We start from the raw sequence: 14,721 nt of genomic DNA on the forward strand, positions 1-14,721 counted from the left end.
CCCGCGCCCGCCGCTCGCAAACGAACTTTAAACGCACGAGGGTTGGCCATGCCGCTTTTCTCGCAACATACCGCCCGGTTCTCGCCGGACGTTCCTTTGGAGGGCACCAGCTCTCGCGAGCTGCTCAAGCGGTACCAGCCGCTCGAGACACTTACGACCGGCGGTTTTGGCTCCATCGAGATCTGCCGCGACACGCACCTGCGCCGCCGCGTCGCCATTAAGCGCATCCCCCTTATCAACGGTGCCGGCATGCCCGCCAGCGACATCATGGATGTCCTGCGCGAGGCGCACACCGCCGCCATGCTTCAACATCCCAATATCGTGCAGGTCATCGACTTTACGCACGACACAGCCTATGCCTACCTGGTTATGGAATATGTCGATGGCATGTCGCTGGCCGAATTTTTGCATCGCGTGGACGGCCACTCACTTACCTTTGACGAGGCCGCGGCCATTGCCGATGCCCTGGGCCAGGCGCTCACCTTCGCCCATAGTAATGGCGTGCTCCACCTGGACATTAAGCCCGCCAACGTGCTCATCGACCACTCGGGCAATGTAAAGCTCACCGACTTTGGCATGGCGCGACTGTCGTCCGCCGGTGGCTTTGGCGGCTCGCGCGGCGGCACCATCGGCTACATGCCGCCCGAGCAGCTCGATATCGAGACCGGCACGGTCGATGAGCGCGCCGATATCTTTGCCCTCGCCTGTGTGATCTACGAGGGCCTGTGCGGCAGCGCTCCCTTTATGGCGGCCACGCCCGCCGACTCGCTCGACCGCATCATCGGCGGCGCCACCTATCCCGGCGAGCTGATACCACACTTTCCCCCGGGAGCCGAGGCCGCGCTCATGAGCGCGCTCTCCCCCATGCCGCAGGACCGCCCCAACAGCATCGAGGCATTTTGCGACCAGCTCCTTGCCGGTCTGGGCAGCGTGCGCGAGGGCCGTCGCAGCCTGGAGCAAATGGTTGGCGAACTTTCGGATGACGAGCAGGAGCTCGACGATATCGAGCCGTCGCACTACGAGGACGACGCCATTGAGGTCGACCCCGCACTCGGCTGGGCGGGCACGCGCTGGAGCCATGCGCGCGACTACACCATGCGCACTATCTCGGCGCTAACGTGCGGCACCTTTAGCTTTTTGCTGATGCAAACGGCCGGGGTCGCGACGCTTCCCGGCCTGGTCATTGCGGCCATCGCGATCGGAGCGGCGGCTGGCCTGGCCCCCCAGATTGGCTCGGCCATCTCGGCTGTGGGCTTTTTGGTGCTCATGGCCAACGCCACCATGCAGGCACAGGGCATCCTGTCGATGCTGCCCGTCGCGGTGATCTTTGCCGCTGCCATGTCCGGTTGGTGGATCGCCTGGGGTCGCACCGAGACTGCCGCGAGCGCCACGCTCACCTGTGCACTCGCGCTTGGCTGTCTGACCGGCAATACCTTCCTGGCAGCTGGGGTCGCCGCCGGCGTCGCGTCATTTTGGCTCGGCCCGGCAAGCGCCGCCGCGGCAACGGGCATGGGCGCGCTTTTTGCCCGTCTGGCCACGGTCGCGCTTTCAGCCGAAGGCGTGCTGGGGCTCGGTAACGTTGCCGCAGCGCTGGGAGACCCGCTCCTTTGGGCTGCCTTTGTGCTGGTCGCGGCAACTGCCGCGGCGTCATCTGCGCTGCTCAATGTCCATGCCAAGCGTGCCAATCAGGGCTCAAACCTTGCCGCAATCGCCGCCATCGCTGTCACCGGCATCGGCTGCGCAGCGGCGTCCTGTCTTGCACACCATATGGAAATTGCCAGCCTTGCAGCCGCGGTCATCGCCAAGGCGGCGGTTGCGGGAATCCTATCCTCTATAATCGTTGGGATATGCCTATATTTGCTCGGATACCAAAGAACCTATACGGAGAGTGATCTTTCGTGAACTTCCTGAACATCTTCGAGGACCACGTGGCCGGCATCTTCGGTGCCACCCGTGCCCCGTTCTCCTTTAAGAAGCTTGCCAAGCAGGCCGCTCGCGACATGGAGGATCAGACTCTGGTGATTAACGGCGTCAACACGGCGCCGGCACTCTATACCATCCTTATCGCCGCCGACGACGATCCCATGCTCGCCCCGTTCTACCCCGAGCTTTCGCGCGAGGTCCGCGAGTTCGTGAAGGCGCAGGCCGAAAAGCGCCGCTATGTCTTTGTCGGCGAGCCCCTCGTGCGCTTTATGATCGATCCGCAGCTGCGCGCCGGCAAGTTCTCGGTCTTTGCCGAGAACGTCGATGCCCCCACGCTCGGCCGCCTGTACGAAGAAGAGCGCGCCTATCAGAACGGCCTGGGCCAGAACAACTCCGCGGCAAGCCGTGCCGCCAGCGCCCCGCGCGCCGGCCAGCAGCAGTTTGCCGCCCCGCAGCAGCAGCGCCCCGCCGCCATGCCCCAGCAGCAGCCGACGCCTCGCGCCGCCGCTCCCGACCCGCTTGCCGTGGCAGACCCCTTCGCGCCTAGCGTCCCCGACCCCGCCGCCGCACCCATCCCGGTGCCGCAGACCGTCTCGCGCGACGCGCTTGCCGGCATGGGCGGAGCCGCCGCGACCGGTGCCGCCGTGGGCCTAGGCGCCGCAGCCGGCATCGCCTCCAACATGGCGAGCACTCGCGCCCCGCAGCGCCCGCTCGCCCAGCTCGTCGACGTCGTGAGCGGCGAGAGCCATAGCATCACCTCCGCACAGGTGACCATCGGTCGCGAGCGCTCAGTTTCCGACATTGCCCTGCGCGACCCCAACGTGTCGCGCCGCCACGCCCAGCTCACCTTTACGGGCTCGGATTGGTCGATCGAGGACCTCAATTCCACCAACGGCACGCTCGTCAACAACCGCCGCATTACGCGCTGCCCGCTGCGCAACGGCGATCTGCTGACGTTTGGCCTGAGTACCTTTGAATTTAGGGGATAGTCGCTTATGAACATCGATATCGTCCTTTTTGCAGGCCGCATCGTCCTGGTCGCCCTGCTCTATATCTTCTTGTTCGCCGTCATGAAGACCGGCGTGGGACTTGTGCGCGGGCAGCGCCGCGACTCGGCTATCTGGACGATCGATGTGGACAAGGGTCCGCGCGGTATCCGCGGCATCCACGTAGACATGCTCGGCCCCGTCATCGTCGGTCGCTCGCCATCTTCGGACATCTGCATCAACGAACCGTTCGTCTCGGCCTCGCATGCGCGCTTTTCGCTGCAGGGCCCGGCACTCATCATCGAGGACCTCAACTCGCTTAACGGCACGCTCGTCAACGGCCGCCAGCTCGTGGAGCCCGCAACGCTGCGCGAGGGCGACGAAGTCCAGATTGGCGACGTGGTCATGAAGGTGAACCGTCGATGATCGACGAGGAGAACAAGTCCGCAACTATGACCGAGGCACCGGCCGCCACCACAGCTGCGCCGGCCCACGCCGCTCCGGCAGGCTCCGCACCCGTGGAGCCCGAGGACACCGTGTTCTCCCTGCCTCTTTCGCATGTAACGCATGATATTTCGGATCTCGCCGATAACGAGGACGAAGCGGATGCCGTAGCGGTGCCCATCGGCGCACATGCTGCGGAACAGCCCACAGCGCCCGAAGCAACCCCGGCGCCGGCTCACTTTGCAGAGCCCGTCGCCGCGGCAATCAACGAGAGCGCTGCGGTGTTTGCGGCACCCGAGCCCGCCGCGCCGGCGTTTCCCATAGCCCCGGCATCCGAGGTTGCGCCCGCGTCTACGCCGGCGCCCGAGCCTATAGACGTCAGCCCGCAAGACGACGAGTCGACCGCCCGCGTGTCCGAGGAGCCCGACTCCCCGGACACCGACAATTCCGAATCAAACGCCGAGACCGACACCGTCTCTCCCGGTGACACCGCCGAGATCGACGTTGCTGCCGTTGAGGCCAAGCTCAAAGACCCCGGCTCGACCATGAGCTTTGAGCCCCTGACCGAGGAGCGCATCGAGACCGACTCGACCTATGATGCCGGTACCACCACGCAACTCATGTGGGGCGCCCGCTCCGACGTTGGCTGTGTGCGCCCGCACAATGAGGATTCCTACCTGGTGCAGTCGCCGCTCTTTTGCGTATGCGACGGCATGGGTGGTCACGCCGCCGGCGAGGTAGCCTCTTCTATCGCTGTCGAGACTATAGCCAAGACGGCCCCACAGTCCGCCGACGCAGCACGCCTGGCCGCAGCCGTCGAGGCAGCCAACGCCGCCGTAATCGAGGCGGCCCTGAACGGCCTGGGCAAGCCCGGCATGGGCTGCACAGCCACCTGCGCCTATATCGAAAACGATACGCTCGCCATCGCCCACGTGGGCGACTCGCGCGCCTACCTGCTCCACGAGGGCACGCTCATCCGCGTGACCCGCGACCACTCCTACGTGGAGGAGCTCGTGGACGCCGGCGAGATCACGGCAGACGAGGCTCGCGTCCACCCCAACCGTTCGGTCATCACCCGCGCACTGGGCTCGGACCCCGCCATGTATGCCGACCACTTCACTCTGCATATCGAGGAAGGCGACCGCCTGATCCTGTGCTCCGACGGCCTTTCGAGCATGATTCCCGATAGCGATATCGAGAACATCGCCACGCAGTCCTCAACCGCGCAAATCTGCGTCGACAACCTAGTGGACGCGGCGCTTGCCGCCGGCGGCCACGACAACGTGACCGTAGTAGTCGTTGACCTGGTTGACGATGGCGTCATGCGCGAGGCGCAACGCGTGCGTCGCCGCAACGTTACTATCGCCGCCATCCTGGCCCTCGTCTTTGTGCTGGCAGCTGGCATCTGGGCCTACACGGGTGTCACCGGCTCGTACTACCTGGGTACCTACCAGGGCAATGTCGCCGTCTGGCGCGGCCTGCCCGGCAAGCCACTCGGACTCAAGCTCCACTGGCTCGAAAGCGAAACCAGCATCAAGCTGTCCGACCTGCCCGAAGACACGCAAAACCGCCTCAAGGCGGGCATTCCGCAAACAAGTGTCGACGATGCGCAGGACACGATATCCAAGTACCGCCACCAGATCGACGAGGAGCAGACCCGCCAGGTGATCGACGCGCAAACGATTCGCGACAACACCAATCAGGGATCGACCTCCAAATCAGATTCCGAGAAAACCGCCGAACAGTCCGCCGAGGCCGAAGCCTCCGATAAGAATTAGAAAGGGAGTGCCGCTTATGAGTCGCCGCAACACCGAGCTGCTCTTGCTCATCGCCTCGGCGTTCCCCGTCATCCTGCTGTATGCGATGTACGTCCTCACCGCGGGCGCTGCCATCTCCTTTGAGACGCTCGCCGTACCGATCGGCCTCTTTGCCGCCTTTGCCGCGGCCCACATTGCCGTGCGCATCTTGGCGCCCGGTGCCGACCCCGCCATCCTGCCCGTCGTATTTATACTTTCGGGCATCGGCATCACGTTCGTGACGCGTCTCGCCCCCGCTCTCGCCATCTCACAGCTCATCATCCTGTTTGTCTCGGTGGCGCTCATGGTGGGAACGCTTGCACTAGTCAAAAACCTCGACGTGGTCATGCGCTACAAGTACACCTTTGGCATCATCGGCATCATTCTGCTGATGCTGCCTATCTTTATCGGCACCACGATCTCGGGCTCCAAGCTGTGGATTCGCATCGCGGGCTTTACCATCCAGCCTGGCGAGTTCGCCAAGGTCTTTATCGTGCTGTTCCTGGCCGGGTACCTGGCCGAGAACCGCGAGCTACTCTCCATCTCCAACCGCAAGATCCTGGGCTTTAAGATCCCTCGCCTGCGACTGCTGCTGCCGCTGTTTGCCGTGTGGGGTGTGTGCCTGCTCGTCGTCGTCTTCGAACGCGACCTGGGTTCGGCCGTGCTGTTCTACACCATCTTCTTGCTGATGCTCTACGTTGCCACGGGGCGCTTTTCGTATGTCGTTATCGGCCTTGCGCTCTTAGCCGTTGGAGCCGTGGGCGCCTACAAGTTCCTGTCGCACGTTCAGGTGCGTTTCCAGGTTTGGGTCGATCCGTTTAAGGACGCCCAGGGCCAGGGCTACCAGATCGTCCAGTCGCTCTTCTCGCTTGCCGACGGCGGTCTGGTCGGCGTTGGCATCGGCAACGGGATGGCCAACAACATCCCCGTCGTCGAGTCCGACTTTATCTTCTCGGCCATCGGCGAGGAGATGGGTCTTTTGGGCGGCGGCGCCGTGCTCATCCTGTTTATGCTCTTTGCCGTGCGTGGCCTCACCACGGCTGCCCGCGCTAAATCCGACCTCGCCGCCTTTAGCGCCACGGGCCTTACGGCCGCCATCAGCTTCCAGGCCTTCTTGATCGTTGGCGGCGTTACCCGCCTGATCCCGCTGACCGGCGTCACCTTGCCCTTTATGAGCCAGGGCGGCTCCTCGCTGCTGGCGAGCTTTATCATCGTCGCGCTCCTGCTGCGCGCCGGTGACGAGGCGACCGGACGCGAGGCCGAGCTTACCGGCACCGGCACCATGGCCGCCATCACCGATGATCAGGTCGCATCTGCCGCCGCCCCGACGGGCACGCGCTTTGCCACCTCGTCTTCCTACGGCAGCGGCAGCCATTCCGTCGGCTCGCGCATGCGCCGTCGCCTGCTCGACACACCTGAATCCGGTGTGCTCGGCCGCGTGGCGCTCGCCAACCGTCTGACTCGTGCCGTGTTTGCTTTCACGGCGCTGTTCGCCATCCTTATCGGCAACCTCACCTATGTCCAGGTCATCAAGGCCAAGGACTATCAGGACATGCCGACCAACAACCACACCATCGCCCGCTCCAAGTACATCCAGCGCGGTTCCATCATCACGTCCGACGGCGTGACGCTGGCCGAGTCGCTGCAACAGGAGGACGGCACCTACGTACGCTCCTACCCCAACGGTAACCTGGCAGCGCACGTGGTTGGCTACGTGAGCCAGCAGTATGGCACCACCGCCATCGAGAGCGTCATGAACGACACGCTCACCGGCTCTAAGGATTACTCCAGCTGGAACAACGCCATCGCGTCGCTCGCGGGGCAGACCCAGCCGGGCAATACCGCCAAGCTCACCATCGACTCGCGCATCCAGACGGCTGCCGAGCAGGCGCTCAAGGGCTTTAAGGGCGCTGTGGTGGTCATGGATCCGCGCACCGGTGCGGTCCTTGCGTGCGCGAGCTCGCCCACCTACGACAACACCAACATCGACGCGCTGCTCCAGTCGGGCGGCGGCGAGGACGGCTCCATGTACGACCGCGCCATGGACGCGCTGTACACCCCGGGCTCGACCTTTAAGGTCGTCACACTCTCCGCGGCGCTCGAAACCGGCACCGCCAGCCTTACCAGCACGTACCAGGCGCCCGGCTCCATGGACATCGGCAACGCGCCGGTCACCAACTCTGCCAACGAGAGCTACGGCACCATCAGCCTGCAGCAGGCCTTCGCCGTGTCGTCCAACGTCGTCTTTGGCCAGGTGGCAAACGAGGTCGGCGCCAGCTCGCTCGTCCAGTTTGCCAACGCCTTTGGCTACGGTCAAAAGCTCGGCCAAGATCTGACCTCCACCGCCTCCATCATGGCCGACCCCTCGCTCATGACCGAGTGGGAGACCGCCTGGGCAGGCGCCGGCCAGCCTGTCGGCATGGACCACACGCCAGGCCCGCAGACCACCGTCATGCAAAACTGCGTGATAGCGGCGGCCATCGCCAACAGCGGCGTGGTCATGGACCCGTTCTTCGTGGCCCAGGTGCTCGCCCCGGACGGAACCGTGGTCAAGACCACACAGTCCCGCTCGCTCGGCCAGGCCGTCAGCGCCACCACCGCCGATCAGGTCAAGCAGGCCATGCTCGCGGTTGTCCAGTCCGGCACCGGCACCGATGCCCAGATTCCGGGCGTCAAGGTCGCCGGCAAGACCGGATCGGCCGAGACCGGCGGCACCAACGTCAACTCGATGTTCGTCGGCTTCGCACCTTACGATTCACCCACGGTTGCCATCTCGGTGGCCCTGGAGGATTACGACAAACACGACGTCGAGGCGGCCAAGATTGCCGGCATCGTCCTGACCGCGGCGCTCGCCGCCCAAGGAGCGTGATGCCCGTGATCAAAGCGGATACTTGGGGCGCGCCGCGACCTATGAGCTAGCGGCAACGCGCCACACGGCCCCAGCGGCCACACATTCGGTACTACACACATCGTTGAGCGAATAGTTATGTTAGGAGCAGGAATGGAACAGAGGGTCCTCGGGGGAAGATACCTCCTCAAGGATAAGGTGGGAACGGGCGGCATGGCGACCGTCTTCCGTGCGCAAGATCAGGTCCTCGACCGCACGGTTGCCGTCAAGATCATGCTGCCGCAGTATGCCGGCGACGCCACCTTCGCCGCCCGCTTTAAGCAGGAGGCCCAGGCAGCCGCCGGCCTGTCCTCCCCCTATATCGTGGGCGTCTACGACTGGGGCAAGGACGGCGACACCTATTACATCGTCATGGAGTACCTGCGTGGTACCGACCTTAAGAGCGGCATCAAGAGCCACGGCGCTCTCGATCCCAAGAAGGTCGCGCAGATCGGCTCGCAGATCAGCTCCGCGCTTTCGGTCGCCCACAAGCACGAGATCATCCACCGCGACATTAAGCCGCAAAACATCATGGTGCTGCCCGACGGCAACATCAAGGTCATGGACTTTGGCATCGCGCGCGCCAAGAACAGCCACCTCACGCAGGACAACAATGTACTGGGCACCGCCCACTACGTAAGCCCCGAGCAAACGCGCGGCCAGGACCTCGGCCCCACCTCAGATATCTACTCGCTGGGTGTCGTCATGTACGAGTGCGCCACCGGTCGCGTCCCCTTTGACGGCGACGACGCCATCTCGGTCGCGCTCAAGCAGGTCAACGAACTGCCGGTTCCGCCAAGCCAGATCAACTCCGGCGTCGATGCCGATCTGGAGCGCATTATCCTCAAGTGCATGGAAAAGGATCCGGCGAACCGCTTCCAGACGGCAGACGAGCTGCGCCAGGTGCTCAACAACTACCTGTCCGGCCGCGCCGTCAACGTCTCCGAGCCCACGCGCATCATTGGCGCCGCCGGCGACCTGGGCGCCACCAAGACCCGTGAGCTGTCCGATCAGACGCGCGCCATGGTTCGCCCCGTCTCGGGTGTGAGCGGCCAGAACAACGCCCGCAGCGCCGTTTCGGGCTCCACGGGCTCCTACGAGGTCGATCAGCCCAAGTCCAACAAGAACAAGATTATCGCAGCCGTTGTCGCCGCAATCGCCGTGGTTGGCGTTGTGGTGGCCTTCGCCACCGGCCTCTTTGGGGGCGATCAGGTTACGGTGCCCGATGTGCTTAACAAGGACCAGCAGACCGCTATCGAGCAGATCAAGGAGGCCGGCCTTGAGGTCGGAACCGTCGACCAGAGCTATAACGACGATGTCGACGAGGGCAAGGTTGTCGAGCAGACCCCCAACGGCAACACCAAGAAACCCAAGGGTACCAAGGTGAACCTGGTTATCTCCAAGGGCCCCAAGCCCTCAGAAAAGGTTGAGGTTCCGCAGCTCGTTGGCCTGACCAAGGACCAGGCCGAGGCCGCACTGGCAAGCGTGGGCCTGAAGGGCAATGCAACCGAGGAGGCCAACGAGGCCGACGAAGGCCAGGTCTTTGAGCAGGGCACTGATGCCGGCAAGGAAGTCGAGAAGGGCACAACCATCTCGTATAAGGTCTCCAGCGGTCCTGACACCACCTCCGTCCCCGATCTGACCGACATGACCGAGGCCCAGGCACGCAACGCCCTCGACATGGCCGGTTTTGGCGTCGACGTGAGCTACCAGGAGAACGATTCCGTCACCGAGGGTACTGTCATTAGCTGGAACCCCAGCGGCAAGCAGAAGCCCGGCGCCACGATCACCGTCGTCATCGCCAAGAAGTCCGGCAAGGCCGGCGTTCCGGGCAACCTGTACGGCAAGAGCATCTCCGCCGCCGTCACCGCGCTCAACAACGCCGGGTTCTACAACATCGCATTCTGCGATCAGAACGGCAACCCCGTGAGCGGTAACGAGGATGCCACCGTTACGGGCGTCTCCCCCACTGGCAAGCAGTCCACCGACAGCACGATTACGCTGACGGTCGCACTTTCTGGCTCGGGTTCGGGCTCTGGCTCGGGCACGGGTGACGATTCCGGTACGACCAACTAGTCGCCACCCCACCGCTCATCACGGCTCTCGCCGCAAACATATTCGCTCACAGGCGCCCGCTTGCTCCCCCAGCAAGCGGGCGCTTCGTTTTTGACATGGCATTGAACCAGAAGAACCCGGCACCGTAGCGGTACCGGGCTCGATATTCCTCTGGTGCCCCCGGGCGGATTCGAAAACTCCCCCGCGGGGAAATGAGTGACGCGGGTGTCGACGGCTCGAATCCTGCCCTTAGACCAGAAGAGCCCGGCACCGTAGCGGTACCGGGCTCGATATTTCTCTGGTGCCCCCGGGCGGATTCGAACCGTCGACACCCGCTTTAGGAGAGCGGTGCTCTATCCCCTGAGCTACGGAGGCATGTTGTACTAGTGTAGCAGATTTACTGCATCGCAATACGTCGCATGACTAGACTTCGAAGTTGCGGTGGAATAGTTCCTGTCTGAAGCATCTAAAGCCGTATTTAGGAACTATTTCACCGCAACTTATGAGGAGCTAGTTACCTTTGTGGAAGAGGTTTTTGATAACGGAGGGGATGCTCTTGGCGCCCTTGGCCGTCACATCGATAAAGTCGGGCGAACGCACAAGCTTATCCTCGTCGACGTACTTGCGGACAGCACGAAGCGTCTCTTTGTCGTCGCGCGTCGAAAACGTAAAGTGACCGTTGTCCTTGGTGAAGATGGCAAAACGCGTGATCTTCTTGGTGCCGCGTAAAACCTCGGCGGCAATATAGTCGACCTCATCCCACGGGATTTGAATATAATCCTCGGGATTGCGCTCGTTGTAATACTCGAACGCCTTATTGCCCACCATCACGTTGCCGTGGCTGGTAAGCCCCATCAGGCAGGTTGCCGGCGTTGCCAGATCGACCGTGCTGTTCTGAGATTGCGCCATGCGCGCCTCGCCCTCCAAATAAAACAATCGGACCGCATCCAGTGTACCCACCGGGTGCGGTCCGTTTCAATGGCTCAAAAGCCCTTGCCTAGCAATTCTCGGTCTTAAGCCGAAACGTGCTTACATGAAGCCGCAGACGCGACCGATGATGCCGATGGCGAAGAGAGCCAGGATGATGACGATCGGGCTGACCTTCTTCTTGAGGAGCTTGCAGACCAGCAGGGTCAGGCACACGGCGGCAAGGCCGGGGATGAGCTGATCGAGGTTGGCCTGAAGCGTGGTGACCTTCACCTGATCAAGGGCGTTAGCACCGATGGAGTTATACATCGTCAGTGCTTCCTTGACACCCTCAGAACCGGAGGGCAGGTTAGCCCAGTCGATAAAGGCGCCAGCAGACTGCGTGACCTTGGAGACGACCGGGGTGAAGGAGATGGACACCCAGCGCTCGACCAGGGCGCCGATGATGAACATACCCAGGATGGAAGCACCCTCGGTGACCTTGCCCATCAGACCGCCGGAGAGGTCCTTGGCGATGGAGGAGCCGACCTTGTAGCCAAACTCCTGCGTGTACCACAGGAAGGCGTAACGGATGATGTTCCACGCGAAGAAGAACAGCAGCGGACCGGCGATGCTGCCGGACAGGGCCAGGGAAGCGCCCAGAGCACCCAGAATCGGGCGAAGGGTGAACCAGAAGGCGGGGTCGCCGACACCGGCGAGCGGGCCCATCATACCGACCTTGACGCCCTGAATGGCGACGTCGTCAATCGGGGCACCGTTGGCGCGCTCCTCCTCGAGAGCGAGGGTAACGCCAATGACGGGGGCGGAAACATAGGGGTGGGTGTTATAGAACTCCAGGTGGCGCTTAAGAGCGGCAATCTGGTCATCCTTGCTGGTGTAGAGCTTCTTGATCGCAGGGATCATTGCGAAGCACCAGCCGCCGTTCTGCATACGCTCGTAGTTCCACGAGCCCTGAAGGAACTGATGACGGAAGCAAACCTTCTTGCGGTCAGCCTTGGTGAGCTGAATCTTGTTCTCTGCCATATGTATCACTCCCCTCCTACTCGTAATCGTTCAGAATGTCGCCGAGCGGGTCGCCGGAGCCACCGCCCATGCCGCCACCCTGCTTGGCCAGATCCTTAAGGCCAAGGTAGATGAGGGCAAGGGAGATGCCGATGAGGCCAAGGGCGATCAGCGTGAGCTGAGGGATGGCAGCAAGGACAAAGCCGAGGATGAAGAACGGCCAGGTCTCCTTGGTGGCCATCATGTTGATGACCATGGCGTAACCGACGGAAGCGACCATGCCGCCGCCGACAGCCATGCCGCCGGACAGCCAGTCGGGCATAGCGTTAAGCGCGTTGGTAACGGCCTCGGCCGGGATGATGCACAGAAGTACTGCCGGGATGGCGATACGAAGGCCCTGCATGAGGATGGCAGCGTACTGCCAGCGCTCGATGCCGGAGAAGTCGCCCTTCTCGGCGCAACCGTCCATGGCGTGAGCGATAGCGGTAGCAATGGTACGGCAGATCATGGTCAGGAACAGACCAGCGACCGACAGCGGGACGGCGACGGCGATGGCCGCGGTAACGGCCTTGGCCGAATCAGTGGCGCCGCCGTTGAGGGCGAGCACCATGATGATCGAAGAAGCGACCGAGGCCAGAGCGGCGTCAGGCGCGACGGCGGCGCCGACGTTAGCCCAGCCAAGGGCCATCATCTGGAGCGAACCGCCCAGGAGGATGCCCTCCTGAAGGTGACCGGTTACGAGACCGATAAGCGTGCATGCCACGAGCGGCTGATGGAACTGGAACTCATCCAGAATGCCTTCCATACCGGCAAGCAACGCGACAATCGCAACAAGCAGAATAGTGATTGCAGACATGTATCGGACCCTCCTTTACTATGCTTGAGCGGCCAGTTCGGCCTTAGCTTTCTTCAACATGGCGTCGAGATCCTCGGAAGCATCCGAAGGAACCTTGCGGACCTCGAACTTGACGCCCTTGGCCTTGAGGGCCTCGAGGGTCTTAACGTCGTCATCGCCCATAGCGACGGCGTTGGTGACGACGACCTTGCCCTTGGAGTGAGCCATGGAACCGATGTTGACTTCCTTGATGTCGACGCCGGCCTCGATGGCCTTGAGCAGATCCTGCGGGTTCTCGAAGAGCAGCATGGCCTTGGTGTCACCAAAACGCGTGTCCTTGACGACCTCGGCCATCTTCTTGATAGGCACGACGTTGGCATGGACTCCCGGAGGGGCAGCCTGCTCGATCATGGTCTTGCGGAGCTCGTCGTGAGCAACGCCGTCGGAAACCACGATGATGCGGTTGGGGTTGATCTGCTTGGTCCACGTGGTGGCCACCTGACCATGCAGCAGACGGGTGTCGATACGGACGTGGGCGATCTTGATGTGCCCGTCGCCGATGACCGTTCCCGGAGGGATGGCGCCTGCAGGAGCAGCGGCGGCCGCAGCCGGCTTCTTCTCCTCGGGCTCCAGAGACTCGGGCTTGACACGCACGCCAGCCTTAGCCTCAGTCACGAGATGTTTTGCGATCGCATGTGCAGTGTTCTTTGCGTCAAAGCGCTGCGAATATGCCTCGATGAGCATAGGCAGGTTGACACCGGTGACGATAGCCCAGGAATCGTGGCCCTCGATGAGCCCGCTGATCTGGTTGAACGGCGTGCCGCCCCACAGATCAACGAGGAAGAGCACCTGCTCCTGGTCCTCGAAGGAAGCGACTGCTTCCTCGACCTTGGCACGGAAATCGTCGGGGCCCATGCTCGGCTCGAGCGAGACCACGGCAACAGACGGCTGATCGCCAAAGACCATCGAGCCCGTCTGCTTGATTCCAGCTGCCAAGTCCCCGTGGCTAGCAAGAACAATACTTACCATCACATAACCTCCTTTTTGTCTACGTATTTCCTACACGACATGAAGGAAGTATACCTGTTTGGTTTGTGGAATTATAGCTAAATTCGTAAAAGGTCGCATTATTTGTTTAAACGTCTAAGTTTGTTACAAATCGATTACGTTGCTGGTTTACAGCTCATTGCCTGCTAAAACGTGATTTGCCAATTACTTTCAAAGACATATACAAGCGCACTGTTCGTTAATACCGCTTTTAGGTTGATCCCAGTACTCCTGCGTGCCGCCATTTTGTTTAAACAGACATAACTTGACTGTTAGCGTAACTTATGCTTGCCGCAAGTAGTCGTTGGGGACGCTCTTAAACGACCAGTCAAACAAGAACGCCCCCAATGACTGGGGGCTAGGCGATGTGGAGAGGGTTGGCGGCGTCGACGGCATCGGGGGCGTCGGAGAGGCCGTCAGGAGCAGCGTCTGCCGGGTCCTCGTCGGGGGTCTCGATCTGTTTGATCATGACCTCTTGGCCCTGCAGCAGGTATGTCTCGCCGCTACCGCACTGGGGACAGGTCTTGCCGTGCTCGACCGTCGCGTAGTCGCGGCCGCACGCCTCGCAATGCGTCACGGCCTCGACAGGCTCCACAATAAGCTCCGCACCCTCGGTGATGGACTTTTTATCTGCCGCCCAGCGCCAAGCGTCGAGCAGCAAGTCAGGAACGACGCCCGAGACCTCGCCCAGCAGCAGCGTGACGCTCGAAACGCGACGCACGCCATTGGCGCGCGCCACGTTCTCAACATCGCGAATAATGTGATAGACGATTCCCAATTCATGCACTTTTTCTTCCGCCGTTCTAACGAACGGCGGTC

11 protein-coding genes and 1 tRNA gene are annotated in these 14,721 nt (G+C 62.3%); 6 read left to right on the plus strand and 6 right to left on the minus strand.

Annotated features, from left to right (window positions below; translation table 11 throughout):
• Positions 1-48: 48 nt before the first annotated feature.
• The 6 genes from ABCP74_RS06610 (at position 49) to pknB (ending at position 10,112) form a co-directional block, all read left to right on the plus strand.
• Positions 49-1,902 (plus strand): serine/threonine-protein kinase, encoded by a 1,854-nt coding sequence (locus ABCP74_RS06610; RefSeq protein ID WP_217107478.1) that lies wholly within the window; start codon positions 49-51, stop codon positions 1,900-1,902.
• Positions 1,899-2,912, plus strand: a complete 1,014-nt coding sequence (locus ABCP74_RS06615; protein ID WP_035136732.1) for an FhaA domain-containing protein — start codon at positions 1,899-1,901, stop codon at positions 2,910-2,912. Before ABCP74_RS06610 ends, ABCP74_RS06615 begins: the two co-directional genes overlap by 4 nt.
• A 6-nt stretch (positions 2,913-2,918) precedes the next feature.
• The gene (locus ABCP74_RS06620) at positions 2,919-3,335 is read left to right on the plus strand and encodes an FHA domain-containing protein (RefSeq protein WP_006235180.1); all 417 of its coding nucleotides are present in this window, start codon (positions 2,919-2,921) and stop codon (positions 3,333-3,335) included.
• Positions 3,332-5,131, plus strand: a complete 1,800-nt coding sequence (locus ABCP74_RS06625; RefSeq protein WP_217107477.1) for a Stp1/IreP family PP2C-type Ser/Thr phosphatase — start codon at positions 3,332-3,334, stop codon at positions 5,129-5,131. The genes ABCP74_RS06620 and ABCP74_RS06625 overlap by 4 nt, the downstream gene beginning before the upstream one ends.
• A 16-nt stretch (positions 5,132-5,147) precedes the next feature.
• Positions 5,148-8,018, plus strand: coding sequence for an FtsW/RodA/SpoVE family cell cycle protein (locus ABCP74_RS06630; RefSeq protein ID WP_343001339.1), 2,871 nt, complete (start codon positions 5,148-5,150; stop codon positions 8,016-8,018).
• Positions 8,019-8,150: 132 nt separating this feature from the next.
• Positions 8,151-10,112: a Stk1 family PASTA domain-containing Ser/Thr kinase gene (gene pknB, locus ABCP74_RS06635; protein ID WP_343001340.1), complete on the plus strand. Its 1,962-nt coding sequence runs from the start codon at positions 8,151-8,153 to the stop codon at positions 10,110-10,112.
• A gap of 278 nt (positions 10,113-10,390) precedes the next feature.
• Here pknB and ABCP74_RS06640 read toward each other — a convergent pair.
• From ABCP74_RS06640 to ABCP74_RS06665, 6 genes are all read right to left on the minus strand, one after another.
• Positions 10,391-10,466 (minus strand) — tRNA-Arg (locus tag ABCP74_RS06640).
• Between the two features lie 135 nt (positions 10,467-10,601).
• A complete protein-coding gene (locus ABCP74_RS06645; RefSeq protein WP_006235193.1) occupies positions 10,602-11,000 on the minus strand; it encodes a DUF956 family protein in 399 nt (132 codons plus the stop codon).
• A 120-nt stretch (positions 11,001-11,120) separates the two neighbouring features.
• The gene (locus tag ABCP74_RS06650; protein ID WP_022094170.1) at positions 11,121-12,041 is read right to left on the minus strand and encodes a PTS system mannose/fructose/sorbose family transporter subunit IID; all 921 of its coding nucleotides are present in this window, start codon (positions 12,039-12,041) and stop codon (positions 11,121-11,123) included.
• 16 nt (positions 12,042-12,057) lie between these two features.
• The gene (locus ABCP74_RS06655) at positions 12,058-12,876 is read right to left on the minus strand and encodes a PTS mannose/fructose/sorbose transporter subunit IIC (protein WP_117770278.1); all 819 of its coding nucleotides are present in this window, start codon (positions 12,874-12,876) and stop codon (positions 12,058-12,060) included.
• An 18-nt stretch (positions 12,877-12,894) separates the two neighbouring features.
• Positions 12,895-13,884 (minus strand): PTS sugar transporter subunit IIB, encoded by a 990-nt coding sequence (locus tag ABCP74_RS06660; protein ID WP_195246705.1) that lies wholly within the window; start codon positions 13,882-13,884, stop codon positions 12,895-12,897.
• A 376-nt stretch (positions 13,885-14,260) separates the two neighbouring features.
• The gene (locus ABCP74_RS06665; protein ID WP_343001341.1) at positions 14,261-14,689 is read right to left on the minus strand and encodes a hydrogenase maturation nickel metallochaperone HypA/HybF; all 429 of its coding nucleotides are present in this window, start codon (positions 14,687-14,689) and stop codon (positions 14,261-14,263) included.
• Between the last annotated feature and the right edge of the window lie 32 nt (positions 14,690-14,721).

The sequence above is a fragment of the Collinsella aerofaciens genome, from assembly GCF_039062315.1.
Lineage (GTDB): Bacteria > Actinomycetota > Coriobacteriia > Coriobacteriales > Coriobacteriaceae > Collinsella > Collinsella aerofaciens_BG.